The sequence below is a fragment of the Faecalicatena orotica genome, from assembly GCF_905197545.1.
In the GTDB taxonomy this organism is placed as follows: domain Bacteria; phylum Bacillota; class Clostridia; order Lachnospirales; family Lachnospiraceae; genus Faecalicatena_A; species Faecalicatena_A orotica.
This window is the reverse complement of sequence record NZ_CAJJZH010000005.1, coordinates 213,277-239,229: the sequence shown is the minus strand read 5'-3', so window position 1 is coordinate 239,229 and position 25,953 is coordinate 213,277. Positions and strand designations below refer to the sequence as shown.

The window sequence follows — 25,953 nt, the reverse complement described above, 5'->3', positions numbered from 1 at the left end:
TCACTCAGGCGCACCCCAAAGCGTGTCTGATGTTCATCATACACGTTCCAGCACTTCTGCTGCTTTTCTTATTTCTTCCTCATCGGTTTGCCAGATACTGAATTCACTGATTCCCGGCAGCCCCATCGGGACGCCCTCACGACGGTATTCCATCGAACTGTCCAGTACCTTTTTCCCACTCATATGAAACTGGTTCAGTCCGGTAACAAGGCACAGTTCCTCCAGATTTGCCGCACTCACTCCCGCGCCTCCCAGAATATGAATCCTGCCATTAGCAACAGTTTTTAACTTTCTTAAAAGTTCTGCCCCTTCCAGACAATTTGCTTCCTGCCCGGATGTCAGAATCGTATGTGCACCCAGTGAAATACATTCTTCCAACGTCTGCATCGGGTCCCGGCACACATCGAAGGCACGGTGTACTGTAATCTGCATCCCTTTTGCTTCTTCAATCAGACTTTCCATCTGCTCTATATTCAAGGAACCGTCCGGGCGCAGGATTCCGATCACCACGCCGTCCGCTCCCAGAGACTGGAACTGTCTGACTTCCTCCCTGATTATCTGGAATTCGGCATCCGTATAACAGAAATCTCCGAATCTGGGACGGATCAGCACATGTATCTTTATATCCACAGCTTCCCTCACTGCGTGAAAAAGAGCCGGAGTCGGGGTCGTCCCCCCGATAATCAGATTGCTGCACAGTTCCAGCCTCAGCGCTCCTCCATTTTGGGCCGCAACTGCGGATTTCACGGAATCCACACAGACCTCAAGCATAAAATCCTTCATTCTTCCCTCCATCTATCTGTATGATTGTTCACACGCCCCTCTTTACAGGCGTGCCTGAAAACAGTACTTACTTACACATTTCATATAGCGTTGTCACTCCGGCACCTGTCGCCCCCTTACTCTGGAACTTCCAGATGGGGGAATCTACCCATGCCGTACCTGCGATATCCATATGAAGCCAGGGTTTTCCCTTCGCAAAATGCCGGATAAACAGCCCTGCCGTGATTGTCCCGCAGTAATCCGGTCCCAGATTCTTCAGGTCCGCCGCCGTACTTTTCAGCATTTCCTCATGTTCGCTGTAAAAAGGAATCCTCGCATACTGTTCCTGTGAAGCGGTACCGGCACGTTCAAACTGTGCATAAAGCTCCTCGTCATCGCTGAGGACCCCGCCCACAGAAAATCCAAACAGATTCACGACCGCACCGGTCAGCGTAGCGATATCAACCACCCGGCTGACACCTTCGCATTCCACCGCATAGGCCGCCGCATCTCCCAGAATCAGCCGGCCTTCTGCATCTGTATTGCAGATTTCCACTTTTGTCTGGTCATACATTGTGATCACGTCCCCGGGCAGATAACTGTCTGGGGAAATCCGGTTCTCGCAGATGGGAATCACACCGGTCACATTTGCTTCAACCCGGTTTTTTGCAAGAGCATAAATACATCCTGCAACTGCCGCTCCTCCGGCCATGTCACCGCGGATTCCGGCCATTGAGCCGGATGGTTTGAGACAGTAGCCCCCTGTATCGCAGGTAACCCCTTTCCCGATCATCCCAAGCACTTCGCCGTCTTTATCCTTCGCGCCCCGATATCTCAGAACGACCATACAAGGTGGGAATGCACTCCCGCCTCCTACGGTCAGAAGCCCGCCCATCCCCATGTTTTCCAGACAGTCTTTGTCAATGATTTCAGCCTCGACATCCAGACCTTCCATCTGCCTGCATATGGATTCTGCAAAGTCAGCAGGGCGAAGGAGATTTCCCGGATAATTTACCATATCGCGGGCAAACAGAATGCCTTCTGCTATATGCATCCCCTGTTCCACAGCCGCTTCTGCCTGCTTCTGGGATAATCCTGCGATGCATCCCTCTTTTGCCGGAAGAAGTGTGATATCGGCCTGCTTCCTCGTATGTTTCCCAAACTGCGGCGGTTCATATCCCCCCAGATATAATCCCTGGATAAAGTATGGGAAATTATCTTCTGTCAGAAATGTCTCTATCCCCGCTGTATCTACATAAAACTGATAGATTTTATGTTCAAGCATGCAGGATGCCGCGCATGCGGCCGCCTCCATGACTTCTCTTTTTGTCAGAGCTTTTTCGCCAAGCCCGATACAGTACTCCTGTTTTCCCCCGGAAGACATGCGGGGGAAGGTCTGCAGATATTCCCCACGGAATATGCCCCCTTCCCCGTTATACAGCCCGAAAGCCGCTTCCTTCGAGAAGAACAGGATGCCCGTACGAATGTCTGTCCCGGCAGCTATCCTGATCATACTGTTCCTCCTCTGTAATTGTTATTTACTGAATTGCAATCATTTCATGCCCTTCGATCAAAGGTACTTCAAATTTGATATATGCACCTTCACGGGTGAATGCAAGATTCTCTTTCCTGATGACATTTTCTACACTGCTTACCTCTGCATCACCTACATAGATCTTAAATTCTGTATGGTAAAGCGGAATCACGTCCTCTACTGTGTAAATGTCCTCAGAACGTTTTTCTGTAATGTAGTGCAGGATATGCAGGATATCGCGTCCTTCTTTTTCCTGACGGTTTACTGCTGCCAGAATGGTGGAAGGTCCGTTATGGGATACCAGTTTATCTTCAAGCAGGATCTCCAGCGCATCCTTCACCATTGCCTTGCACCATGCCGCCGCATTCTTCCTGTAGCATCTGAATACCGGATGGGAGAAGTACATGACACCGTTGTACATTGTCACTTCCGGGTATCCAGCCTTCCCGGATGACGGTGCGTGCTGGTGGGAGCAGAATTTTTCCCCGGCCCTGTCAAAATAAGGCTCGATCTTGTCCATCAGTACCTCTGCCCCGTCCGTCTCCACGTCAATTCCACGCAGGTACATAACAAATTCTTCCTTCGGTAGTGCTTTGCCAATCTTCTCATTCGGCATCACAAATTCACGGTAATACGGTGATTCCTGTTTGAACCTTACGCCGTAAATGCTGGCAGAACCATCTTTTTTCAGGCAGGACTCATAGGAGCCGAGAATCTTTCCGCCGTTTTCCAGATATGTTTTCAGCAGTCCGTCCAGTTTTTCATTTCCATAGATGCAGTCTGGCAGAATCAGTACTTTATAGGCTGAAAAATCCATGTCTGTATCAATGATGTCAAACTGGTAGCACATTTCCTGCAGCATCCGCACAGTCCCTATCAGCGATGGGGAAATACTCAGGTCATAGGAATCTTCCGGATAAAATTCTTCCGGGTTGAGTACCGCGATCTCTGTCTTTGCCTTTGCGTCATAACAGTACGGTTCTTTTTCCTTCACACTTTTGTACACACTTCCGATCAGGTCATAGGCACCTTTTGAGAGCTTTCCTGACGGGTGGAGCTGATCCCCGATGGAGCATCCTGCTCCCATCGCCAGCATGCTGAAACACTCCAGCTCAAGCGCGGCCTTATTTTTCAGGGAATGAAAATCCCCCCAGTAGGTATGGAATTTTCCGGTCATGCCGATCATCTCTTTTCCGAGCATACGCGCATAACGGCTGGTCGCCGGGAAATGGTCATATCCCCATCCGCCGCTCGGGAGTGATTCCAGTTCGAGATGGCTGTAGTCCTTGAAACTGTTCTTATAGGCCGGCCCTATGTGTGAACTGTTATAAAAAACAGTTGCTTCCGGGGCCATTTTGTGGATAAATGCGGTGATTTCTTCCTTAAATTCATCCAGCATGCGGCTTGCATATTTCAGCCTGACAGCCTTATCTTCCGGGTCCATACCCAGTTCTTTCATCTTTGCAACACAATTTGGACACTTGCAGTCTACGTGGAACAGAATATCAATAAAGATTCCATCCACATTTTCCGGCCCTGTCACCTCGATCATATCCTCCAGATGTTCCTTGAAAAACTGGCGGTAGCCGCTGTTTAAGCAGATCGTGTTGTAAAAATGCGGTTCCGGCACATGCTGTGTATCAATGTACTCTCCGTTTTCATCGAGGGACAGCCATTCAGGGTGCTCCCTCATGATACGGCCGTCCCACTGGGCCGTTGTATAAATCGGCACACGGATGCCCCTTTTGTGGCAGGCTTCTATCTGTTCAAGCAGAAGATTTCTGTTTTTCAGATTCGGATGGATCAGTTCCGGGAATCTTTTTGACGGATAATAGAGCCAGCCGTGGTGACAGCGCCCAAAGCACGTAATTGAATTTACGTCTGCATTTTTAAGGGTATCACCGAATTCTTCCATAGAGAAGTCTTCCCCGACAGACGGAATAAACTCGCTTGTATGAAAATCAAGATGTACCTGACGGTAAGATATAGATGACATATAATTTCTCCTTTTTGTTTAAAAGCCTGCGCTCTTATTCTTTTACTGCTCCTGCTGCCAGACCGCCTTCTACCTTCTCCTGGAAGAGCAGGTACATAACAAGCGGTACTGCTACCGTAATTACAATTGCCGCCATCAGAGGGCCATAGTCACTTCCGCGCTCACCGTTGAAGTTCAGAAGTCCAAGCGCAATCGGTTTTAAGTTTTTATCATTGATAAACAGAAGCGGGAACAGGATGTTGTTCCATGCACTTAAAAAGTTAAATATTGAAATCGTGGAAATAGCCGGCACACAGAGCGGCAGCATTACTTTTCTGTAAATCTGGAAATAAGTCGCCCCGTCGATCAGCGCCGCCTCCTCGAGGGAGTGGTTTACGCCCCGCATGAAGTTGCTCATGACCATAATACTGAATGGAAGGCTGAATGCAACATAAATCAGTACGAGCGCCGGTATGTTGTTTTTCAGGTTCAGGGTACCGATGATATAAGATACCGGAACCAGTACGGTATGCATAGGCACCATCATTCCCAGCATGAAGAACAGCACGAGGAACTTATTTCCCTTAAACTGGAATCTGGACAGTACATATGCAGCCATTGAAGACACAAGCGCAAGAACGATGACTGTCGCACCTGCCTGAATGATACTGTTGATGAAGTATCTGCTCATGTTGGCCGCCTGCCATGCCTCTATGTAGTTGCCCCACTGGAAAACTGCGGGCAGGTCGAACGGTTTTGCAAAAATCTCTGTCTTTGTCTTTACGGATGAAAGCAGAGTAAATACCATCGGCATCGCAAATACAAATGCCATGACAAGCAGAAATGCGTATTTAGCCACAATTCCGCCGGGATTCTGTTTTACTTTCGCTTTTTTATTCATAGTACTCACCTTTCCTCCTTACTCGTCATTCTTCTTGCTCGTCAGCTTATTACTGAGCATTGTTCCGGCAAGACAGATTACCATGATGATGATACCGATCGCACTTCCGAGGCCATAGTGACTGTACTTGAACGCCTCGTTGTACATCAAAGTCGTCGGCAGGTTCGTCAGACCGTTCGGTCCGCCCCCTGTCATGGCAAATACAAGGTCGAATACTTTTACGGAACCTATAATATCCATCAGGATACACATTGCGATAGTTGGTTTGAGCATCGGGACCGTGATCTGGAAAAAGCACTGCAGCTTGTTCGCCCCGTCAATCGCCGCAGCCTCATATACATCTTCTGAGATTGTCGTCAGCCCTGCAAGCAGGATAACCATATAGTACCCGACGCCGGCCCAGATATTTACAAATACGATCGTGTTCATCGCAGTTGCCGGATTTACAAGCCATGCCTGTGCCGCCCCGCCTAAACCGATTACCTTCAGGAAGGAATTGAACACTCCTGTCGGCATAAATACGAAATACCACATCAGGCCGACTGCTGTCAGCGGAAATACGGTCGGCACGAAGAACAGCGCCTTGAAGATACGGTATCCCTTACATTTCGTGTTAATCACGGCTGCCATCACAAGCGCGATCGGTGTATGGAACAGTACACTGAAAACAACCATCTTGAACATGTTTTTCAGCGAAAGTATGAAATCTGGGTTCTGGAATGCACCTATGTAATTTTTCACACCCACAAACTGAAGCGCCGATCCCCCAATCCCGTTCCATTCCATAAAGGAAAAGAATACAGCGCCGATAAGCGGCACAATCTGGAACAGAATGTAAATCAATAAGGCCGGAAGCAAAAACAACGCCAGTGTCATCCTCATCTTATTATTCTTAACTTTAATCATCTTCTCACTCCTTGCTTATGTAACTTAGGTTCGGTCCTGTCGGACCTTAGTTACAAAGTACATCCTGTCGACTTGGGTTCGGTACTTTCGAACCTTAGTGACATGGATGATTCCTTGAAAGTATTTCTGCCGGAGATCACATCCCCGGCAGTATTTGTTTACTCTGCGTTGTCTATTTCGCTCTGAATCTCTTTTGCAGCATCTTCTGCGGAAGTTCCTGTGAACATGCTTACGATTGAGTTTCTCGTTCTGTCCTGCATAGAAGTCAATGGGTCAAAGTCGAATACGTCAACACCGATACCAGTAGATGTTCCACCGAGTTCCATGTTATCGATAAATAATGGTTCGCACTTGCTCTCGTCAAGGTCGATGTCTGTTCTCGGGATCAGGAATGCACATTCCTCTGCAAATCTCTTTGCTGCATCCTTATTTGTCAGCATTTTTACAAGTTCTATTGTCAGATCCAGCTCTTCGCCTTCCAGCTTTCCGCTGATCATGTACGGGCTGAGTGTCTGCATATCTTCGTTCTTGAATTCCGGTTTTTCCTCGAAATATGGGAATTTAGCTACTTTGATGCTGTCTTTTACAGGTGTCTCAGCAGGATCTGTAAATGTACTGATGTTCCACGGTCCTGTGATGACCATAGCTGCTTCGCCCTGCTGGAACTGGCTCATAGCGATGTTGTCCTGGATTCCGGCTGCACTCTCGTCAAAAGCGCCTGCATCAATGAGGTCTTTTACATATTGAAGAGTCTCAACTACTTCTGGATCTGTCCACTTCATATCACGGCTTCCTAATTTCTTAGCTGCCTCTGTTCCTGCCCATTTGTAGAAGATCTGATCATGAAGATGTCCTGCCATGTATGTTGTCTGTGCTCCCATTGCAATCGGGATTACACCTGAAGCTTTTAACTTCTTAACTGCATCAAGCAGTTCTGTCCATGTTTCCGGGAAGCTGTCGATTCCTGCTTTTTTGAATAAGTCTTCATTATAGTAAACACCGATCAGGCCTGATTCCATCGGAACTGCATAGGTTCCTTCGTGTCCGGGAACCTGATAGTAGGAAAGCGCTCCTTCTGTGAATCCGCCGCCCCACTCTTTGTCTTCGTCCAGATATGGCTGAACATTCAGGAGCAGTCCGTTGTCGATGTACTCACCCAGATTCGCAACACCCTGGATACGGAAGATATTTGCCATATTTCCGGAAGCAATGTCTGTTGAAAGAATGTTGTTGAATGCTGATTCATCACTCTGGGAATCGTCAATAATTGTTACTTCAGGATGTTTTTCCTTGAATTCGTCAAGAATATCATTATAGATACCTACCTGAGGTGATGTTCCTGCCATTCTTGTCAGAAGGCGGATTGTGATGCCCCCGTCCTTTCCGCTCTTCTTGGAGTCCTTGTCTCCACCTGATGAGCCGCAGCCTGCCAGAAGCCCTGCACACATGATTCCCGCAAGACCAAGTGCAATCAATCTTTTTGCTTTCATAAATTTTTCCTCCTTTTACTTTTGCGTCCCGGTCCGTTTTGTTCATACCGTACCGGATGTTTCCTTTGCTAAACACAATATACTGCAATTTTTCCAGAAACCAAATGGTCATATTCTAGATTTTCTGGAGATTTCCCACATGACTTGAACCGCCTTGCCCCGCCCGCATAGACTTTTTTTCATGATTCATATAGAATAAACATATGATGTTGGGGTCAAAAGGTATTTTGACCCCTGATGACTACGGATTTCTCCGCACTTCGTGCTCCCAAAATCCTAAAAACATTCGAAATCCGCCCTAATCGGGCTACTTTCTCATGTTTTACGGGCCCCAAAGTCATCCAATTGCATGCGAGCATGCATCGTATGACCTTTTGACCCTGGCATCAACATATGGAGGTTACCGACATGAAAAACACAAAAACAAGCCTTTCTATCCGTTCTAAAATATTCCGGAGCATGACACTGACTGCAGCGTGTCTGATACTCCTGCTGACTTTGGCTACATCTTTTATGTACTATAATTATTTTATTAAGAGCACTACGGATTCCTCTCTGGCGCAGCTCGATTATATTGCCGGGCAGCTCAATTATTATATGGATTCTGTATCGAATTATTCTCTGGCACTTATGACAGATGATACCATACAAAAGGGCCTGATGAAGTTTAAAAATGACCATGAACATTTTTCTGCCATCGATAAGATGCTGATGAAGGACAGCATTAATCATACGATACAGTCCACCCCGTTTATCCACTCTGTCACTTTTTATTCAGGAGACCGGAAACGGGTAGCTACGACAGAGTATTATCCGGGAAGGGACATGGCCGATGTCATGGCCTCCGGGAAGGGGGTCTGGTTCCTCCAGCCCAAGAATTCCAACAACAATAAAAATACTACCATCTACACACTGTCGATGGTTCAGCCGGTGTACAGCATCGCGACGGGGGGACTGCTGGGCTATATCGAGATTTCCATACCGGAGAGCACAATCTCAGACATCTATTCCGGCAATACGGACGAGAACCGGCATATTTATATAACTGACGGGGAGGGCATCGTTAAAAGTACTGACGGAAGCCTTCCGCTGGAATCAGATTATGCAGACTTTACAACGAAAACAAGAGACCTCTCCACCAGTTATATTACATTTACAAGGCACCTGTCACGGCTGGACTGGTATATTACGAACAGTATTTCGTTTGCCACCTTTTTCCGTCCGCTGGTGCAGGTACTGCTGCTGAGCGTGCTTGCCGCGATATTCTGTGCCGGGATTTGTTTCGTTATATCACGCAAACTGTCCAAAACGATTACCTCCCCTATTTACAGCCTGATCGACCATACACAGAAGATCAAACAGGGGGACTGGTCCACCATCGACAACATTCCCTGTGACGATCAGGATATCGCTCTGCTCTTTACAGAGTTTAACGCCATGATCCAGGCACAGGAACAGCTGAAGGACAACCTTCTGGAAACGACTAAGATGAAGAATAAGATTTCTCTTGATCTGATCCAGCAGCAGGTTAACCCACATTTTCTTTACAATACACTGGATAACATTTGTTCTCTCGCTGAATTGGATGAAAAACAGACCCTGATCGATATTGTTATGAGCTTGTCCACGTTTTACCGGGTCGGCTTAAGCAGCGGCAAGTTCCGCGTTACGGTCGGGGATGAACTGGAGATTACAACTGCCTATCTGCATATCATGCAGATCCGGTATTTTCATAAATTCGATTATACAATTGAGTGTCCCGACGAGCTGAAACAGTATTCCTGCATTAAACTTCTTTTACAGCCCATCGTGGAAAACAGTATTTACCACGGAATCAAGGAAATGGAATCCAAGGGGCTGCTGGAAATCCGGATACAGGAGAAGGATGAAAATATTCTGATCATTGTGCAGGACAACGGTGTGGGATTTACCCAGGAGGCTTATCAGAAGATATGGGAATGCAGTGACCATTTCGGTGTCAAGAACATCCATCAGAGAATCCAGCTCTACTATGGCGAAGAATATGGACTCGTCATGTCCAACAGGCCCACGGGAGGCTGTATAACAACAATTACAATTCCTAAGAAGGAGGCAGTAAACAATGCAGACAACATTAGTGATCGCGGATGATGAATATTTTATCCGCCAGCGCCTGAAAAAAATCATCCCCTGGACGGCGCTGAATTTAAAGCTGGCAGGTGAGGCAGAAAACGGGGTCGAGGTCCTTAATATTTTAAACGAGCAGCACGTGGATATCGTACTTTTGGATATCCGTATGCCCAAGATGCTCGGGACAGAGACGGCGCTGCATATCCGGCAGAACTTCCCGGATACACAGGTGATCATCCTTTCCGGATATAACGAATTCGAATACGCACGCTCTGCACTTCAGAACGGAGTCAGCGACTACCTGCTGAAACCGGTTGACCCGTCTGCACTGCTCTCTTCCCTTGAAAACTGCATAGAGAAAATTTCACAAAGGCAGAAGACAACCGCCAAGTTAAAATCCTTTGACCGGCATATGCGCAGTAATGCGCTGGCTGACGTCCGTGATAAAAAGATCAGTTATGCAGAAGTCTGCCTTAAGTATCCTGATTTTTCACAGTACCGGTATTCTGCATATATCGGTATCTATACTATGGATGATACGCCCGCAGGCGTTTTCGGACTTACGGATCTGATCCAGAGTGAACTGGGGCTCAATTGCGAACATTTTCAGGAATCCGGGCACATTTATGTGATCCAGCTGTTTTTCAGCACCGGCTCTGATATCAGCCACCTCGGAAGTGTCCTGACTGGTTTTGTTGCGGAATCTCCCAACTACATTTTCCTCACTGCCAATCATGTTTTTTCTCTCGAGGAAGACTGGGGAACATACTACCGGCGGATTACATCCAGTTTAAACCAGCGGTATTTCCATCCGTCCTCAGATCTCTTTATGGAATTTAAGCATAAAGAACAGGGAAATGAAAAACTTGACCTTGTAAAACTCAGGCAGACTGTCATGGAGTACCTGAACTTAAGTGATGTAAAGAATTTCGAGAGTTTTATCGAAAAGTCCTTTGACACCATTATGCAGAAGAAAAATATTGACCTGCTTTTTTCGTTCCTCAACGAACTGTTTATCACCTTCCAGATTCATTATAAGATTCCTGCGAATCTGGACTGCAGTATTTCCGATTTTATTTCAGATATGATTGAAGAGGAGCACGACTGCGGACGGCTGAAAGAGGAGGTCCTGCATTACGGGAACCAGTGCATGAGTCTGAAGAAAACACCGCCGTCCGATGTCAGCTACTGCCGGAAGATTACGGCCTATATTGATGAAAACTATATGAACCCGGACCTCACTGTCTCATCCATAGCGGAGCATTTCCAGCTGAATGCCTCCTATCTGGGCACGATTTTTAAAAATGTCAGGGACCAGTCAATCTTACAGTATATTACAAAAGCCCGGATGGAGGCCGCAAAAAAGCTGCTCGCAACCGGGGACTATCTCGTGTCCGAGGTTGCGGCAGCAATTGGCTACTCAGATGTATTTTATTTCAGCAAATGTTTCAAGAAAAACTTCGGATGCTCTCCGAAAGAATTCATCCGGATCTGCGAGGCAGAAAAGGAGTAAACACTGCGGCCTTCCGGCTGTTGCTATACAAGGCCGTTCATTTCCTGATACAGCCGTTTGGCATAGCTGTCGGTCATGCCGCATATATAATCTGTTACAAGCAGCAGGCGGAGATATAACTTCTCCGCTTCGCTTTTCCCTTCAGCCTGATATTTGTATGCATTCTTGTAATTATCGGAAATAAAGGAAATTACCCTGCTGTCGATAGAATTTAATTTTGCATCTGTATCATAATACAGTACGGCATGTACCAGTTTATTCATGAGAAAGTCCAGTATCACTGCTTCTGTCACTTCCATCTTATAGATGGCCGTGGAGGAAAACACGTATCTGTATGCCATATCCCCCAGCAGTTCCATAAGCTGTTCTCCAAAGGTCCCGAAGAAGATATCTTTTTTGAAAGTCCCATTCATGATACTTTCATAGTTCGATGTAAACCCAAAAGTTGCACAGCTGATCAAATATCCCTGCACACGGACGATCCAGTTCTTCACTGCATAAGATTCCGGGCTACCGGACTGTTTTTGTTTTCCTCTTTCATAATATGTGTGAAGCTTCTCAAGTGCATTGAAATTGGAATCCGGATAGGTTTCCTGCAGCTGCTCCAGTTCCCGCTCCAGATCATAGTAGCTTATAAACCCTTTGACGAATGCATCCTCTATATCCGCCGTCTTGTATGCCAGATCATCCGCCGCCTCGAGTATATAGGTCAGGGGGTGTCGTATACCTGTCGTCCCTGTATCTGCGGCGATCTCCTCGTAAATCTGCTGGTCTGCGTAGTAGTATCCCATCTTCTTATCTTTGATGTTCCCGGTGTTTTTGTCAATGCCCGTGGATGGTACCGGATACTTCACGATTGTATTGAGCAGTGCATATGTCAGGTTCATTCCGTTTTCGTCCACCAGATAATGCAGCTTTGTCACAAGCCTGAGTGCCTGCGCGTTTCCCTCAAAATGGTAGAAATCTTCCCTCATCTGGGGCGTGAGCATCTCCTCTACACTCCTGTCAAAGAAGGTGAGTGTGGAAAGGTGCCGCGTAAACCACTCGCGGATTGCATCTTCACCGAAATGTCCGAAAGGAGGATTCCCTATATCATGGATCAGACCGGCGCACTGAAGAATATGACATATATCCTCCTTCATCTGCGGTGTGAACCCGGGGTCTCTTTTATGAGTGATAATGTTCTCCCCGATATTCTGGCCGAGAGATTTGGCAAAGGAAGATACTTCCAGTGAATGCGTAAGGCGGGTACGGATAAAATCGCTCTTATCTAAAGGAAATACCTGTGTCTTGTCCTGCAGGCGCCTGAAAGACGCACTGCCTATGATCCTGTGGTAATCCTTTTCAAACTCGCTTCTTAAATCTGTTGATTTTACCCTTGCACCTGAGGCGCTTCCGCGCATTCTCCGGGTAGAAAGCAGTGTATTCCATTCCATTTTAATTTCACCATTCTTTAATCTAAATAAATCGGCGGCTCATAATCTTTTCCAAGCAGAGCTTTCTTCCTCTCCTGATACCCGAGGAAAGCCCATTCCGTCATATCTGTCCATCTATGTGTATTGCGGTCATAGACCTGCACATAACCGATCCTGTTCGGATGCATGCGCACGCTGTTAGACTGGAACTCACGTCCTGTATATGGATTGATATCGCCCTGCACCAGATCTTCTTCCGCATCATCATGTTTGATGACCGGCTCGAAATCTTCCGGGTCAGGCAATGGTTCTATTGTCTTTGTCTCCTGTACAATTGGTTCTTTGCTGATCGCTTCTTCTCTGTCCGGTTCCGGTGTGACGCCCTTCTTTCGCAGGAAAATGCCTCCGGTGCGGAACTTTTCCTTCTTGGGCTTTTCTTTCTCTGTACCGTTTACCGCAGCTGACGGGGCTGTGTCCTGAGGTGATTCTTCCTCTGCACTCTTTTCCAGTTCAGATAATTCCTCATGTATTTCATAGAGTTCGCCAATGGTCATATCAACTTCTTCGGCGTCTTCCTTGATCTCAACAGATTCTGCTGTCTCTTCTATATCTTCAGCATCTTCTTCATCCAGCAGTTCTTCCGCCTCCTGCGGCTGTTCTGCCGGCTGCCGGTCTACTGTAAGTCCGGAAGGCTTCTGCTCATACTTTGACTCTTGTTTCCTCTGCTCCTTCACCGGGGCCGCCTCTGCTTCTGCTGCCACTACTGCTGCCGTCGGCGGTGCTTCTCCTGATAATATGCTCAAATGAAAAGGACAGCCAAGAATATTCGCAATCATGCGCATATCCTGTTCCTGAAAGTTGTCTCTGCCCAGGCGCTGTGTCAGGTTCTGTCTGGACATCTTCATTCCCGTACGTTCCTCAATAATCTCTGCCAGTTCTTTAATCGTCATGCCTTTTCGGCCTAAAATAATCTTGACCTGTTCTCCGAATGTAAGATCTTCCATGATGCTTCGTATACCTCCTTATTGAATTCAACTTATACTCCGTAGTTCTAACACGTCCCCATCCACATCCTGTTTTTTACACAGGCTCCCTATGAATCGGTATGTGAGAAACAAATTAATTGCTTCATAAACCTATCTTTTTCCCTATTCTTCATTTTAGCAAATACACCAGAACCCGTCAACGACAATTTATGCGCTTATGCAACCCCCAGATACTCCTCGAGTGTGACATTCTTTTCCATAATCTCTTTTGCTGCCTCTTTTCCTACATAGCGGTAATGCCAAGGCTCGTACACGATCCCTGTGATGTCGGACTTGTCAGACGGATAACGGAGGATAAAACCGTACTTGTAACAGTTTTCTGCAAGCCATTTGGATTCTTTTGTATCAGCCTGTTTGTCATCCAGGTCCTGATAATCTTCGGAAACGATATCCATTGCCAGCCCGGTTGCATGTTCACTGTATCCGGGTATTGCTACAGATTTCTTAGTCTCCTCATAGGCATCCAGATAGGTGCTGCCCTGATTGATCCAGTCCCCCATCGTTTCATTGAACACCGTCTTCTGATCTTCATAGTTACGATAAGCAGAAAGGACATACATCTTCAGGCCGGCTTCCTTTGCGTCAGAAAGCATCTTTTTTGTGTCTTCCGCAATTCTTGCGTCAACTGAACGTCCCTCTGCTATCTCTTCCAGCTCTGGTTCATACTTTTGATCCAGCGGATAGTTATCGTTCACCAGCAAAAGCTCCCAGTCATCTGTGCCTTTTGTTGACAGAGTGGCCGCAGCCTCTATCGACTTCTGCTTTTCGACCTGCTCCTCAAGAGCCTTTTTTTCTTTTTTCAATGTCTTCTCAGTCTTGGCGAAAGCTTCTGCCTTCTTATCGACCGCCTTACTTGCAGCCGCAAATGTAATCAGCACGCCAAGTGCGGCACCCGCAACCGCCCCGAATGCCAGGGCCCTCTTTATCTTTCGGTTCATTTTCACACTCATAATCTGCCTCCTAATGAGCCGTCATATACCACTGCTCACTTGATTTACAAAACATGAGACACGACTCTTCTAGTCAAATCTCAGTTCTGTATGTATTTCAGTATCTATCTTTTTCTCTGTGGAACAAACTGCTATTTTATAAGGTACCCCGTCCAGCTTATATTCGCAATAATAATAGCTGCGCGGAAACTCATCCGGCTTTCGCTTCAGAACGGGCGGGCAGCCGAGCCCAATTTCAAAACTTTTCATATCAAGCGCCATTCCCTGACGCGTTGCTTTCATGAAACTTTCCTTCAGCACCCAGAAACGGTAAAAGACATCACTTTTTTCTGCCGCGCTCTCCTGCCTTAGGATCTCTTCATATTCCGACGGGCAGAAGAATCGGCCCGCGACTTTCATATTTGCTACCTTTATCTTCTCAATGTCGCATCCGACCTGAGTATTAAGGCCTCCGTCTGTATCAACAGAACACAGCACAAAATCCCCCGAATGCGAGAGATTAAATGCTGCCTGTTCTTTCACTCCATATTCTTTTCTGATACTCTGAAGCAGTGTCCAGGCTCCGGCGCTCTGCGCCTTCCCCTCCTGAAACCGCATACGGTCAGCCTTTTCTTTCCGGAAATCAGGAAGCTGCCTGTAATGCTTGCGGTAATGTGCTTCATCATATAACGGTGTGATGTCGGCAATCCAGGTTCTAATCATCGCCTTATCCCTTCATATACCGTACTTCAAATGTATCAATGGTAATAGGCTTATTAAATAAAGTTCCCTGTGCATAATCACAGCCCAGCTCTTTCAATACATTCAGCTGATCCTGTGTCTCCACACCGGCCGCCGCCACGTGCACGCCGAGCTGGCGGCACACATCGATCACTGCTTTCGCAACGATCTGGCTTCTGTTATTCCCCACAATATTGGTAACCAGACTCTTGTCCAGCTTCAGCCCGTCAAACTCCATAATGGAAAGAATGGAAAAGCTGGAATCTTTTGCTCCAAAATGATCCAGAACAACCCTTACATTTTCTTTTCTTATCTTATTGCTGGTCTCGGCCAGCATCTCCTGATTCATATCTGTATAGGATTCGGAAACCTCTACTTCCAGATATTCGCAGGAAACCCGGTACTTTTCTACCAGGGAAAGCATCTTCTCGGCAACACTTTCCTCACGGAGTGTGGCCCCTGCAAAGTTTACAGAAACAGGAAGCATTGGCATGTCTTCCAGTTCCCATTTCCTCAATGTCTTACAGACCTGTTCGAACACATATAAGTCAAGGAAGTGTGACAGCTTCGTCTCTTCCAGAAGTGTAATATATTTTCCCGGGTCTACGATCCCAAGATCTTTATGGTGGTAACGCACTACCGCTTCGGCCCCGACGACTTCCTCTGTCATTACATCCATTTTGGGGACAAAGCACACGATAAAGCTGCCATGTTCAATGTCTTCCAGAAGGTCCTGCTTAATGATCGGCTCATGATGGCCTTTTTTCAGATGCTTGTAGTACTTCTGCTTCTCCTCGCGCATCATATTCTCGGCATGTGCAACAAGGCTGTCCACATCGATGTCAACCTTCTCCCATGCATACCCCATCGTTACGAGTCCGAGACTGATATTCTCCAGCTTATTATGCGCGCCGTGAACATGCTTCATAAAGTCCTCGTATGAGACGTCTTCCATAATCGCCAGATATTCATCACCGGTCAGCCTGAACACCATCGCCCCGCGGAAGTACTCTTCCAGAACTTCACCGACACGGATGACAACCTCATCCCCGTATTCCCGGCCGAACTCCTTATTGAAATTCTTCAGCCCATTAATATCAACGGACAGCGCACCCAGCGACTTAAGTTCCTCCTGCTTTACCTCTGCCAGATACCCGACAAAACTGTTGCGGTTCAAAAGACCTGTCAGGTCATCATGGTAACTCAGATATTCCTGCTGCTTCTGCATCTTCTGAAGCACGATCGCCTGAGAGATATACGGAATGACCGCACGCATAAGCGAAAGGTCGCATCCCCCCCTGTGTACTCCAACCGCTGCCAATACAGCCGTCACATCATCATCTAAAGGACGGAATACACTGTAGTCCGCCTCAGTTGTATCTGTAATCTCCTGCCTGATCCACCTCGGCAGCTGATCAGCATCCAGCATCTTGATACGGTCTCTCTGCCACGGAACATTCTCTGCACACCACTCATAGATTGCGAGGATATCATCCTCTTCTTTTTCTATATAATAAACATATTCCGAATCATAGTAGTCGCGTATCGTGCTTAATACGTCGTTCATAATCTCAATGATAGAACGTTGTTTATACTTCTCACTCATGGATTCTTCTCCCCTGATTTCACTAGATAACAGTTATAAATACCATCTGGACTGACTAAAGTACAGATATGATTATTGTAGTATAATCTTATTTAAATTGCAAGAAGCAAAAAACGGAGGCGCAAAGGGGTCTGACCCTTTTGCCCTCCGTTTTCAGAATATTCTGTCTTTGATCCGCAAAAGGGTCAGACCCCTTTGCTACAAATTCCATTTCTGTCCCTGTGACACTTTCAGCCGGTTCATTGCCCGCGCCAGTGATGCCTGGGTCCGGTAGTATTCCTGAATGCTCTGCTTCTGCCGCATCTGCTCCTCGGCACGCTCTTTTGCTTCCTCGGCCCTGCGCACATCGATCTCTTCCGGGCGCTCGGCAGTGTCCACGAGCACCGTAACACGATTGTTCACGACCTCGGCAAAACCTGCACCAACTGCAACGTCCACCCAGTTTCCTTCTTCGATCTCCATTCTGGCATCCCCGACTGTTACGGCAATTACCATGTTCTCATGATTGGCCAGAATTCCCATCTCCCCGTCGGGAGCCGGGAGGGTCAGCTTTCTACAGCGGCCTTCGTAGAACACCCTGTCGCTGGCTATTATTTTCAGCCCAAATGTATCCATATGCATACACCTCTATTCTGCGGCACTTTCCGCCTTTGCTTTCTCAATGACATCTTCGACTGTTCCTACATTGAAAAATGCAGATTCCGGATACTGGTCCATCTCGCCGCTGATAATCATTTTGAAACCGCGGATTGTCTCTTTGAGCGGCACGTATTTACCCGGGATTCCGGTAAATGTCTCAGCAACGTAGAATGGCTGTGACAGGAATCTCTGGATCTTTCTTGCACGCATAACGACCGCTTTATCTTCATCTGACAGTTCTTCCATACCCAGAATTGCAATGATATCCTGCAGTTCCTTGTATTTCTGGAGGATTGCCGTTACCTGGTTGGCCACTTCATAGTGTTCCTCTCCGACAATATCAGCCTCCAGAATACGGGAGTTGGATTCCAGAGGATCGACTGCAGGATAGATCCCCTGCTCTACGATCTTTCTGGACAATACTGTTGTCGCATCCAGATGTGCAAACGTTGTGGCCGGGGCCGGGTCAGTCAGGTCATCGGCAGGCACATATACGGCCTGTACGGATGTAACGGAACCGTTCTTTGTCGATGCAATACGCTCCTGCAGCTCACCCATTTCTGTAGCAAGGGTCGGCTGGTAGCCTACGGCTGAAGGCATACGTCCGAGAAGTGCGGATACCTCGGAACCAGCCTGAGTAAAACGGAAAATATTGTCAATAAACAGAAGCACGTTCTGGTGCTCTTTATCCCTGAAATACTCAGCCATTGTAAGCCCTGTCTCCGCAACACGCATACGTGCTCCGGGCGGCTCGTTCATCTGTCCGAATACCAGGGCCGTCTTCTCAAGAACCCCGGAAGCCTTCATCTCCGTCCATAAGTCATTCCCTTCACGGGAACGCTCACCGACTCCTGTAAAAATAGAATAACCGCCGTGCTCTGTAGCAATATTACGAATCAATTCCTGAATCAGTACGGTCTTACCTACACCGGCACCACCGAAAAGGCCAATCTTACCGCCTTTTGCATAAGGCGCCAGAAGGTCAATAACCTTGATACCTGTTTCCAGAATTTCAATAACCGGGCTCTGGTCCTCAAAACTCGGCGGATCTCTGTGGATCACCCATTTCTGATTCGTTTCAAGAGGCTGGCCATCATCGATGGTTTCCCCCAAAACATTAAACAATCTGCCCAGTGTCTGCTCTCCAACCGGTACTTTGATGCCTTCCCCGGTAGCAGTCACTTCCATATCTTTATGCAGCCCTTCGCTGGCAGCAAGCATCAGACAGCGCACCTCATTATTCCCGAGATGCTGTGCGACCTCCATGATGCACGTCTTACCACTATTTTCAACTTCAAGCGCATCTTTGATAAAAGGAAGATTGCCGTCTTCAAATACTACGTCAACGACAGGTCCCATGACCTGTACAATTCGTCCTTTATTCATAATCGTTCTCACTTCCTTATTTGTGAGTGCAAAGGGGTCTGACCCCTTTGCACTCCATTGTCAGAATATTTTACTTTTTCCGTTTCTGGGCATTTGCCCCGCTGCATACCTCGGTAATTTCCTGGGTGATGGCAGCCTGCCGTGCCCTATTATATAAGGTAGATAAATCTTTGATGATACTCTCGGCACTGTCTGTTGCAGCCTTCATTGCCATCATACGGGCGTTGTGCTCGCTGGCATAGGCCTCTACCAGACAGCCGTAGACCATACCTGTTATATAATTCGGAATGATGCTGTCCATGACGCTTTTGGCGGATGGATAGAGTTCTATTTCTTCCCTGTACATGTTCAGAGGCATAATCATCTTATTAAAGGAAGCCCTCTCCAACGGGAGAAGTCTTACTTTTTCAGCATCTGACTGCACAGAGTTTTCCATGCGGGTGTAAATCATGTATACTTCATCCAATTGCCCCATTTCAAACTGGTCCAGAATGACGGATGAGATATTTCTAGCACGGTGCATCGTCGGCTTCTGGACTGTATACTGGAAGTTTGTATCAATTTCTACCTTATGTTTGGCAAAATAGTGTCTTCCCAGTTCTCCGACAACGAATAGTTTATGTTCCCCGGGCCCGCTAAGCAGTTCTTCTTCAAGCTTGATGATATTATGGTTGTATGCCCCTGCAAGTCCTTTATCCGCAGTTATGACAATGGAGCCGATCTTCCTCTTTTCAGCGGGGATCTTCTCCCTCAAGTCAAAATACGGATGTTCAATATCAGGGACATGGCGCAGGATTCTGGAAATCTCACCCTGCAGGCCATAGAAATACGGCTCTGTATCAGACAGCTTCTTCTTTGCCTGTTTCATTTTGGAAGAAGAAATCATATACATCGCATTCGTAATCTTCATCGTATCCTTTACGCTGTTTATACGGGTCTGTATTTCTCTGATATTTGCCATATTAACACCTGCTCTTCTTAAATTCCTTCGCTGCTTCCACGATCTTTCCAATCAGCTCGTCGGTCAGGGCCTTTGTTTCTTCTATCTCTTTCCCGATCTCCGGATATTGTGTATCAAAATAGCTTAACATATCTGCCTGAAACTGTTTGATCTTCTTCTTTTCAATACCAAGCAGCACCTTATGTGTAGCTACACAGAGGGTGATAACCTTTTCATGCAGGGAAAGCGGATGGCACAGAGGCTGTTTTAAAAGCTCCATCAGGCCGCCGCCGTATTCCAGCTGCTCTTTTGTGGCAGCGTCAAGGTCAGAGCTGAACTGTGTAAACACTTCCATTTCTCTGTACTGCGCCAGATCGATACGGATACTTCCTGAAGCCTTTTTCATCGCCTTCGTCTGGGCAGCACCGCCGACACGGGATACGGACAGACCTACGTTGACCGCCGGCCTCATTCCCGAGAAGAACAAATCACTCTCCAGAAAAATCTGGCCGTCTGTGATGGAAATTACGTTGGTCGGTATATAAGCAGATACATCACCTGCCTGCGTCTCGATAATCGGGAGAGCCGTGATGGAACCTCCGCCCAATGCATCACTCAGCCGGCTTGAGCGCTCCAGCAGTCTTGAATGAAGGTAGAATACATCTCCCGGATATGCCTCACGTCCCGGAGAACGTCCGAGCAGAAGGGATAATGCACGGTATGCAACCGCATGTTTTGATAAATCATCATAAACGATCAGGACATCTTTCCCCTGATGCATAAAATGTTCCGCCATCGCAGTTCCTGCATAAGGTGCGATATACTGGAGCGGAGCGCAGTCACTTGCAGTTGAGGAAACAACAATTGTGTAATCCATAGCGCCATTCGTCGTCAGCGTATTCACAACCTTGGCTACAGTAGATGCCTTCTGCCCGACCGCAACATAAATGCAGACAACATCTTTTCCTTTCTGATTGATAATCGTGTCCAGGGCAATGGACGTCTTTCCCGTCTGCCTGTCTCCAATGATCAGTTCTCTCTGTCCACGCCCGATCGGGAACATGGCGTCGATTGACAGAATACCTGTCTCCATCGGCACACTGACTGACTTCCTGTCTATAATTCCCGGTGCCTCCTGCTCGATCGGCCTGTAATCATCAGCCTCGATCTCGCCCTTCCCGTCGATCGCCGCACCCAGAGAGTTAACAACTCTTCCTATATATTTATCACCAACCGGAACTCCGGCTTTTTTCCCAGTCCGGGTCACTTTTGTGCCTTCCTTAATCTCGGTATCATGTCCGAAGAGGATACATCCGATAGAATCCTTCTGGATATCCTGGACCATCGCCTTCAGCCCGTTTTCAAAAGTCACAATCTCCCCGTACATGGCGTGATCAATTCCATAAACAGTGGCTATACCGTCTCCTACAGTAATAACCGTACCGACCTCACTGTCCTTGCTGATTGTATCAAAATTTTCTATTTCATTTTTCAGAATAGAAATAATTTCATCTGAATTGATTGAACTCACCTTGTTCACCTCCAGGTCAATTTTTGTTCTAATCTATTCAGGCGTCCTTTCAGGCTCCAGTCATACTCATCACTGCCGGCCGTTAACACAAAGCCTCCCAGCAGAGCGTGATCCGTCCTGATTTCAATATTTGCCTCAACGGCATTATATTTCCTGCAAAGAAACGCCTTCATTTCTTTTAGCTGTACCTCACTTGGAGGTTCTACACAAGTCAGCACTGCATTCAGAACCCTGTTCTGTTCATCACAGTACCTGTCATATGATACGAAAATATCCCCGATCAGGTCCATCCTCTGATTTTGGCATGTCACCTTCAGGAAATTCCTGATTTCTTCCGGAAATACCTGGTCGATCACTCTCAGTTTCTGTTCCTCTCTGATAGTCGGATTTACGAACACATCGTTTAACTGGGGAACTTCTGTGAATATATCCTTTGCTTTCTGTATGGCTTCTTTGGAAATATTCAGCTCATACAACACTTTTGCATATCTTACCGCCGCCTGCGGGCAGTACTGGATGTTAGTGTTTATCTGTGTCTTCATGAGCGTCACCTGCTTCTTCCAGAAACTGATTATATATGTCCTGATTTCCTTGATTCTCTGTCTTTTCGCCTACAATTCTGGCAGCCGCTGTCATCGCAAGTCCTGCAATCTCTGACTGCAGGGCCTTCATTGTCTGCTCCCGTTCTAACTGAATCTGTGCCTTCGCAGAATCCAGCATGCCGCCTGCTTTTACGCCGGCTTCACTTACAATCCGCTCATACTCGGCCTTTGCCTGCGTCTGTGCCTTTTCCACGATCTTCACAGACTCGTCTCTGGCACCCGTAAGGGCTGCTTCATACTCAACTTTAAGCTTTGCGGCTTCTTCCCTGGCACTGCTTGCCTCGTTTAAGCCGTCCGCAATCAGTTTCTCACGCTTTTCCATGATATCAGTTACCGGTTTGATCAAAAACTTTTTCAACAAAAGATAAAGAACAACAAGGTTTATTATGGTAAAGAGAAGGTTCACATTTAATTGCAGCACCTGTCCCACCTGCCTTTCCTGTTTTTATGGTATCTGTTCAGAAATATGAACGGATACACCTGTGATCTATTATTTCAAAAGTAAAATAATCAGCAAACCGATAATAAAACCGTAAATAGCAGTTGCTTCGGCGAGCGCACATCCAAGGATCAGTGTCTTGCTGATCTTGCTTTCAGCCTCTGGCTGTCTTGCAATTGCATCTGCTGCTTTCCCTGTTGCAATACCAATACCGATACCTGCTCCTACACCTGTTAAAACTGCGATTCCTGCTCCAATAGCTATAATTGTTCCCATAATACAAATCTCCTTTTCTTTCAAAAATTTCTTTCAGAATTCCTCTACTCTTGTTCTTCATTCATAAACAGTGCCGTAAGGAATACAAACACATATGCCTGCAAAAGACCGTCAAATATATCAAAATAAAAACTAAACGGTATAGGCACCAAAACCGGCACAATGGCTTTTAAAAGCTCCATAATGACAAATGCTCCGAGCACATTACCGAATAACCGCATACAAAGAGACAACGGACGGATTACAATCTCCAGAATCATAATCGGTGCAACTACAGGCACCGGCTTTGCAAAATGCTTCATCCAATGCTTTACTCCATTTTTATGTATGCCTGAATATTCAATCAGGAACATGCTCATAATCGCGAGCGCCGCTGTCACGTTCAAGTCCTTGGTAGGCGGCTTGAACCCAAACAGACTGATAATATTGGAAACACCCAGATAGAGAACTATTGTAATAAGATAAGGTATATATCTCTTATTCTCTTTCCCTATGATGCCCTCGAAGAAGTCCGAAGCCCATCCAACAGCCGACTCCAGCACAATCTGCTTCCTGCCCGGATTCTCAACCTTCAGGTTCCGGACGAAGATAATTGACAGCCCGACCAGCACAGCCATGATCACCCATGTTACGACTACCGCTTCTGATACGCCGATTCCCCCGAATATAGGTATTGTAAACACGGTCTCACAGTTCAGCTCCTCCAGCAACTTCTCTGTTAAACTTTCCGTATCGCTCCCTCCCTTTCTTTTAAATATTTAATGCAGCGGTAATTCTTTCACCCATGATTATTTCTTGCATAAAAAAAGAATTTCTTCACCTGAAATTCCCTCACCGCCGCTCACTCTTAAGATTTTGTTCTCTTAAAAGTTAAATAAAGATTACGCCCAAATTTTTCGTTTGTCAACGATAAAAAAATGATGCTATTTGTCGACCCACATTGACCTTTTTTATCCAAATTTTCCTTCTTTTAAATCTCGAAATTTATGATTTTTATATAAATTTAATCTTTATTTTTTTATTTTTTACATTTCCAAAATAATTTCAAAGTCATTTTGCACAAATACGATATTGATGGTCCCAATACATTTCGTCATTATATCCATCACTATGTCTATGTTTTCACAATGGTTATGGAAACTTTAGCAATTTCTTAATCCCCCGGCCCTTATTTCTACATTATACTGCCAATCTTCCTCTTTATTCCTGTTATATATTAAAATAGCAAATAGTTTTATGTGGCAGCGGTAAAAATGAATATGAAGAACATTCCTTTATGCCGCAGATTTGATGTGCACTTTTATCATATTTGAATTATAATAATGCCAGAGACAAAAGGTTAAACGACGCCTGACTGAAGGCATCAGGGGGCAGATAAAAATGAGTACGTTTGAAACGAAAAACAAAACCAGTATTAAATTCAACCGCTTTTTCTTTTTTTGCGGCATGATTATGGCATTCAGCGAAGTATGGAAGCAGTGCTGTCTGACCTTCATCGTCAACAGGGGGGTCTATGACTGGTGGTATTTCCCTTTCCAGCTCTGCAGTATTGCAATGTATGTTCTGCTGGTCCTTCCCTGGGTAAAGAATACACATATACGCCCTGCCCTGCTGTCATTCTTAATGAATTACAGCCTGCTTGGCGGGACAGCCGTTTTTGCGGATACAAGCGGACTCCACTATCCGGTTCCGGCACTGACGGTCCACTCCTATCTGTGGCACGTCCTTCTAATCATAACCGGGATCTCCGCCGGAGCTGCGTGTATTGCAGAAAACCAGAACCATATGCCCGGCCGCCGGCTGTTTAGAAACAGTACTTTTATCTACCTCGGCTGCTGTGCCGCCGCCACAGGAATCAATCTACTGTTTGACCGCTTCGGAGATATCAATATGTTCTATATCAACCCGGATTATGAAATGCAGCAGATCGGTTTTTCCTCACTGGCCGGCTATATTGGTAATATTCCCGCAATCATCCTGTATATCCTCACAACGATTCTCGGAGCATGCATCCTTTTTCACATCTGGCGCCTGGCTGCCCGTTGTTATCAACATTTTTTCAGACATTGAAAGAAAAAACTGATCATACTATTTTGCATAAACATACAATTTTAAAAAAGAGTTTCGCTTGCGAAACTCGCGTCTGCGGCGGCCGCTCCGCGGCATCTACCGCTTACGCCGCAGTGCGCATCCCGCCGGGAGGGCCTTTTGTTTCATAGGGCGTACTTTCTCCTATGAAACAAAATGGCCAGGCAGCCTCAATTCTGAGGGGTGCCTGTACCCTTTTTCTCAAGATTCTCTTTTTCTACCTCTTCAGCCTCTACAATCTTCAGGAAGTCCCTCTCCGCCTTTTTCTTGCGCGGGATAAATCTTCTGGCAACCGATCCTTTCCCGCGGTTCTTCACATAGAAGAAACCAATTACGGAAAAGACGACCGCCCCGACAAAATTTACCATAAGGTCTTTCATCGTATCTATCAGGCCAATATCCAGATAACCGCCAAGCCCTAGGTCCTTTCCATTGACTGTCACATTCTTTATATTATCGATAACGGCGACATTATTTCCCCCCGCCGGGTCTAACATAACCGAGCGGATCGTATGGATCACCGTATCTTTCTGCATGTCATATCCCAGAATCTGATCCATTCCGAACTCAAAGAACTCCCAGATGACGCCGATTGTCATGGAAAAGCAGAAAGCGACAATTGCCGTAAACAGAGGCGAAAGCTTGAAAACCATCTTTTCACTCCTGTTGAGGAGGTCAACAAGGGAAAAACCTATTGCAGCCGCGAGGAACCCGTTCAGCGTATGCAGAACCGTATCCCAGAAAGGAAACACAATATAGAATTCCCGAATCTCACCCAGAATCTCCGCCGCAAAGATAAACACGAGGATAATGATCTCAAGCGTCGTCGGGAGTTCTATTTTCATGGTCACCTGCACAAGACTGGGAACGACTAAAAGCAGCAGCGTCAAAATGCATAAAAACACATTTTCATAATTTTTGTTGAATATTTGCAGGATCATCATGATAATGACCAGCAGGCGTAAAATAAAATACACTATGAAGGAGCTTTTATGCTCCCGAAGTTCCATGCCCAGAGCCTTCCACATGTTGCGGAAGAAGTGTTTTTCCCTTTTGTCGTTATTTTTCATTTCATACCATTCCTTTAAAATCAGTCCACATTTATCCTCCTATTATAGGGATATT

The 25,953-nt window shown here is 46.4% G+C and carries 23 protein-coding genes; 3 read left to right on the top strand and 20 right to left on the bottom strand.

Annotated elements, in window-relative coordinates; translation table 11 throughout:
• Positions 1–36 precede the first annotated feature (36 nt).
• The 6 genes from ABIN22_RS12730 to ABIN22_RS12705 form a co-directional block, all read right to left on the bottom strand.
• Complete coding sequence (locus tag ABIN22_RS12730) at positions 37–783, bottom strand: copper homeostasis protein CutC (protein WP_346909090.1); 747 nt, start codon at positions 781–783, stop codon at positions 37–39.
• A 67-nt stretch (positions 784–850) separates the two neighbouring features.
• Entirely contained in the window at positions 851–2,275 is a 1,425-nt protein-coding gene (locus ABIN22_RS12725; protein ID WP_346909088.1) for a leucyl aminopeptidase family protein, read from the bottom strand.
• Positions 2,276–2,300: 25 nt separating this feature from the next.
• Positions 2,301–4,292 carry a beta-galactosidase gene (locus ABIN22_RS12720; RefSeq protein ID WP_346909086.1) on the bottom strand — a complete coding sequence of 664 codons (1,992 nt, stop codon included), beginning with the start codon at positions 4,290–4,292 and terminating at the stop codon, positions 2,301–2,303.
• A 34-nt stretch (positions 4,293–4,326) separates the two neighbouring features.
• The gene (locus ABIN22_RS12715) at positions 4,327–5,172 is read right to left on the bottom strand and encodes a carbohydrate ABC transporter permease (protein ID WP_109732513.1); all 846 of its coding nucleotides are present in this window, start codon (positions 5,170–5,172) and stop codon (positions 4,327–4,329) included.
• Between the two features lie 18 nt (positions 5,173–5,190).
• The gene (locus ABIN22_RS12710; RefSeq protein ID WP_346909084.1) at positions 5,191–6,078 is read right to left on the bottom strand and encodes a carbohydrate ABC transporter permease; all 888 of its coding nucleotides are present in this window, start codon (positions 6,076–6,078) and stop codon (positions 5,191–5,193) included.
• Between the two features lie 158 nt (positions 6,079–6,236).
• Positions 6,237–7,568, bottom strand: coding sequence for an ABC transporter substrate-binding protein (locus tag ABIN22_RS12705; RefSeq protein ID WP_346909082.1), 1,332 nt, complete (start codon positions 7,566–7,568; stop codon positions 6,237–6,239).
• A 408-nt stretch (positions 7,569–7,976) separates the two neighbouring features.
• On the opposite strand from ABIN22_RS12705, the gene ABIN22_RS12700 reads away from it, so the two are divergent.
• Positions 7,977–9,698, top strand: coding sequence for a sensor histidine kinase (locus ABIN22_RS12700; protein WP_346909080.1), 1,722 nt, complete (start codon positions 7,977–7,979; stop codon positions 9,696–9,698).
• The gene (locus tag ABIN22_RS12695; RefSeq protein WP_346909078.1) at positions 9,670–11,190 is read left to right on the top strand and encodes a response regulator transcription factor; all 1,521 of its coding nucleotides are present in this window, start codon (positions 9,670–9,672) and stop codon (positions 11,188–11,190) included. Before ABIN22_RS12700 ends, ABIN22_RS12695 begins: the two co-directional genes overlap by 29 nt.
• A gap of 23 nt (positions 11,191–11,213) precedes the next feature.
• Here the strand turns inward: ABIN22_RS12695 and ABIN22_RS12690 are convergent, their stop codons facing one another.
• The 13 genes from ABIN22_RS12690 to ABIN22_RS12630 all read right to left on the bottom strand — a co-directional run bounded on the left by ABIN22_RS12690 (position 11,214) and on the right by ABIN22_RS12630 (position 23,447).
• Complete coding sequence (locus ABIN22_RS12690; RefSeq protein ID WP_109732517.1) at positions 11,214–12,626, bottom strand: deoxyguanosinetriphosphate triphosphohydrolase; 1,413 nt, start codon at positions 12,624–12,626, stop codon at positions 11,214–11,216.
• A gap of 17 nt (positions 12,627–12,643) precedes the next feature.
• Positions 12,644–13,609, bottom strand: coding sequence for a hypothetical protein (locus ABIN22_RS12685; RefSeq protein ID WP_346909075.1), 966 nt, complete (start codon positions 13,607–13,609; stop codon positions 12,644–12,646).
• A gap of 197 nt (positions 13,610–13,806) precedes the next feature.
• Positions 13,807–14,601 (bottom strand): M15 family metallopeptidase, encoded by a 795-nt coding sequence (locus tag ABIN22_RS12680; RefSeq protein ID WP_346909073.1) that lies wholly within the window; start codon positions 14,599–14,601, stop codon positions 13,807–13,809.
• A 69-nt stretch (positions 14,602–14,670) separates the two neighbouring features.
• Positions 14,671–15,303, bottom strand: coding sequence for a 4'-phosphopantetheinyl transferase family protein (locus ABIN22_RS12675; RefSeq protein ID WP_346909071.1), 633 nt, complete (start codon positions 15,301–15,303; stop codon positions 14,671–14,673).
• 4 nt (positions 15,304–15,307) lie between these two features.
• Complete coding sequence (locus ABIN22_RS12670; protein ID WP_109732521.1) at positions 15,308–16,927, bottom strand: EAL domain-containing protein; 1,620 nt, start codon at positions 16,925–16,927, stop codon at positions 15,308–15,310.
• A 198-nt stretch (positions 16,928–17,125) separates the two neighbouring features.
• Positions 17,126–17,542, bottom strand: coding sequence for an ATP synthase F1 subunit epsilon (gene atpC / locus ABIN22_RS12665; protein ID WP_109732522.1), 417 nt, complete (start codon positions 17,540–17,542; stop codon positions 17,126–17,128).
• A 12-nt stretch (positions 17,543–17,554) separates the two neighbouring features.
• Positions 17,555–18,952, bottom strand: a complete 1,398-nt coding sequence (gene atpD, locus ABIN22_RS12660) for a F0F1 ATP synthase subunit beta (protein ID WP_109732523.1) — start codon at positions 18,950–18,952, stop codon at positions 17,555–17,557.
• Positions 18,953–19,022: 70 nt separating this feature from the next.
• Positions 19,023–19,913, bottom strand: coding sequence for an ATP synthase F1 subunit gamma (atpG, locus tag ABIN22_RS12655; protein ID WP_109732524.1), 891 nt, complete (start codon positions 19,911–19,913; stop codon positions 19,023–19,025).
• A 1-nt stretch (position 19,914) separates the two neighbouring features.
• A complete protein-coding gene (gene atpA, locus ABIN22_RS12650; protein WP_181368772.1) occupies positions 19,915–21,423 on the bottom strand; it encodes a F0F1 ATP synthase subunit alpha in 1,509 nt (502 codons plus the stop codon).
• Between the two features lie 5 nt (positions 21,424–21,428).
• Positions 21,429–21,965, bottom strand: a complete 537-nt coding sequence (gene atpH, locus ABIN22_RS12645; protein ID WP_346909068.1) for an ATP synthase F1 subunit delta — start codon at positions 21,963–21,965, stop codon at positions 21,429–21,431.
• Positions 21,943–22,446, bottom strand: coding sequence for a F0F1 ATP synthase subunit B (gene atpF / locus ABIN22_RS12640; protein ID WP_109732594.1), 504 nt, complete (start codon positions 22,444–22,446; stop codon positions 21,943–21,945). The genes atpH and atpF overlap by 23 nt, the downstream gene beginning before the upstream one ends.
• A gap of 69 nt (positions 22,447–22,515) precedes the next feature.
• Entirely contained in the window at positions 22,516–22,740 is a 225-nt protein-coding gene (gene atpE, locus ABIN22_RS12635; RefSeq protein ID WP_109732527.1) for an ATP synthase F0 subunit C, read from the bottom strand.
• Positions 22,741–22,784: 44 nt separating this feature from the next.
• On the bottom strand, positions 22,785–23,447 hold the full coding sequence (locus ABIN22_RS12630; RefSeq protein WP_109732595.1) for a F0F1 ATP synthase subunit A: 663 nt from the start codon (positions 23,445–23,447) through the stop codon (positions 22,785–22,787).
• Positions 23,448–24,120: 673 nt separating this feature from the next.
• Here ABIN22_RS12630 and ABIN22_RS12625 point away from each other — a divergent pair.
• Complete coding sequence (locus ABIN22_RS12625) at positions 24,121–24,810, top strand: TMEM164 family acyltransferase (protein WP_346909065.1); 690 nt, start codon at positions 24,121–24,123, stop codon at positions 24,808–24,810.
• A 188-nt stretch (positions 24,811–24,998) separates the two neighbouring features.
• Here the strand turns inward: ABIN22_RS12625 and ABIN22_RS12620 are convergent, their stop codons facing one another.
• Positions 24,999–25,898: a DUF2238 domain-containing protein gene (locus ABIN22_RS12620; protein WP_346909063.1), complete on the bottom strand. Its 900-nt coding sequence runs from the start codon at positions 25,896–25,898 to the stop codon at positions 24,999–25,001.
• Positions 25,899–25,953: the final 55 nt, after the last annotated feature.

Coding starts and splice junctions, on each gene's coding strand:
- ABIN22_RS12730 (WP_346909090.1), bottom strand. CDS start 783: ATGAAGGATTTTATGCTTGAGGTCTGTGTGGATTCCGTGAAATCCGCA.
- ABIN22_RS12725 (WP_346909088.1), bottom strand. CDS start 2,275: ATGATCAGGATAGCTGCCGGGACAGACATTCGTACGGGCATCCTGTTC.
- ABIN22_RS12720 (WP_346909086.1), bottom strand. CDS start 4,292: ATGTCATCTATATCTTACCGTCAGGTACATCTTGATTTTCATACAAGC.
- ABIN22_RS12715 (WP_109732513.1), bottom strand. CDS start 5,172: ATGAATAAAAAAGCGAAAGTAAAACAGAATCCCGGCGGAATTGTGGCT.
- ABIN22_RS12710 (WP_346909084.1), bottom strand. CDS start 6,078: ATGATTAAAGTTAAGAATAATAAGATGAGGATGACACTGGCGTTGTTT.
- ABIN22_RS12705 (WP_346909082.1), bottom strand. CDS start 7,568: ATGAAAGCAAAAAGATTGATTGCACTTGGTCTTGCGGGAATCATGTGT.
- ABIN22_RS12700 (WP_346909080.1), top strand. CDS start 7,977: ATGAAAAACACAAAAACAAGCCTTTCTATCCGTTCTAAAATATTCCGG.
- ABIN22_RS12695 (WP_346909078.1), top strand. CDS start 9,670: ATGCAGACAACATTAGTGATCGCGGATGATGAATATTTTATCCGCCAG.
- ABIN22_RS12690 (WP_109732517.1), bottom strand. CDS start 12,626: ATGGAATGGAATACACTGCTTTCTACCCGGAGAATGCGCGGAAGCGCC.
- ABIN22_RS12685 (WP_346909075.1), bottom strand. CDS start 13,609: ATGGAAGATCTTACATTCGGAGAACAGGTCAAGATTATTTTAGGCCGA.
- ABIN22_RS12680 (WP_346909073.1), bottom strand. CDS start 14,601: ATGAGTGTGAAAATGAACCGAAAGATAAAGAGGGCCCTGGCATTCGGG.
- ABIN22_RS12675 (WP_346909071.1), bottom strand. CDS start 15,303: ATGATTAGAACCTGGATTGCCGACATCACACCGTTATATGATGAAGCA.
- ABIN22_RS12670 (WP_109732521.1), bottom strand. CDS start 16,927: ATGAGTGAGAAGTATAAACAACGTTCTATCATTGAGATTATGAACGAC.
- atpC (WP_109732522.1), bottom strand. CDS start 17,542: ATGGATACATTTGGGCTGAAAATAATAGCCAGCGACAGGGTGTTCTAC.
- atpD (WP_109732523.1), bottom strand. CDS start 18,952: ATGAATAAAGGACGAATTGTACAGGTCATGGGACCTGTCGTTGACGTA.
- atpG (WP_109732524.1), bottom strand. CDS start 19,913: ATGGCAAATATCAGAGAAATACAGACCCGTATAAACAGCGTAAAGGAT.
- atpH (WP_346909068.1), bottom strand. CDS start 21,965: ATGAAGACACAGATAAACACTAACATCCAGTACTGCCCGCAGGCGGCG.
- atpE (WP_109732527.1), bottom strand. CDS start 22,740: ATGGGAACAATTATAGCTATTGGAGCAGGAATCGCAGTTTTAACAGGT.
- ABIN22_RS12625 (WP_346909065.1), top strand. CDS start 24,121: ATGAGTACGTTTGAAACGAAAAACAAAACCAGTATTAAATTCAACCGC.
- ABIN22_RS12620 (WP_346909063.1), bottom strand. CDS start 25,898: ATGAAAAATAACGACAAAAGGGAAAAACACTTCTTCCGCAACATGTGG.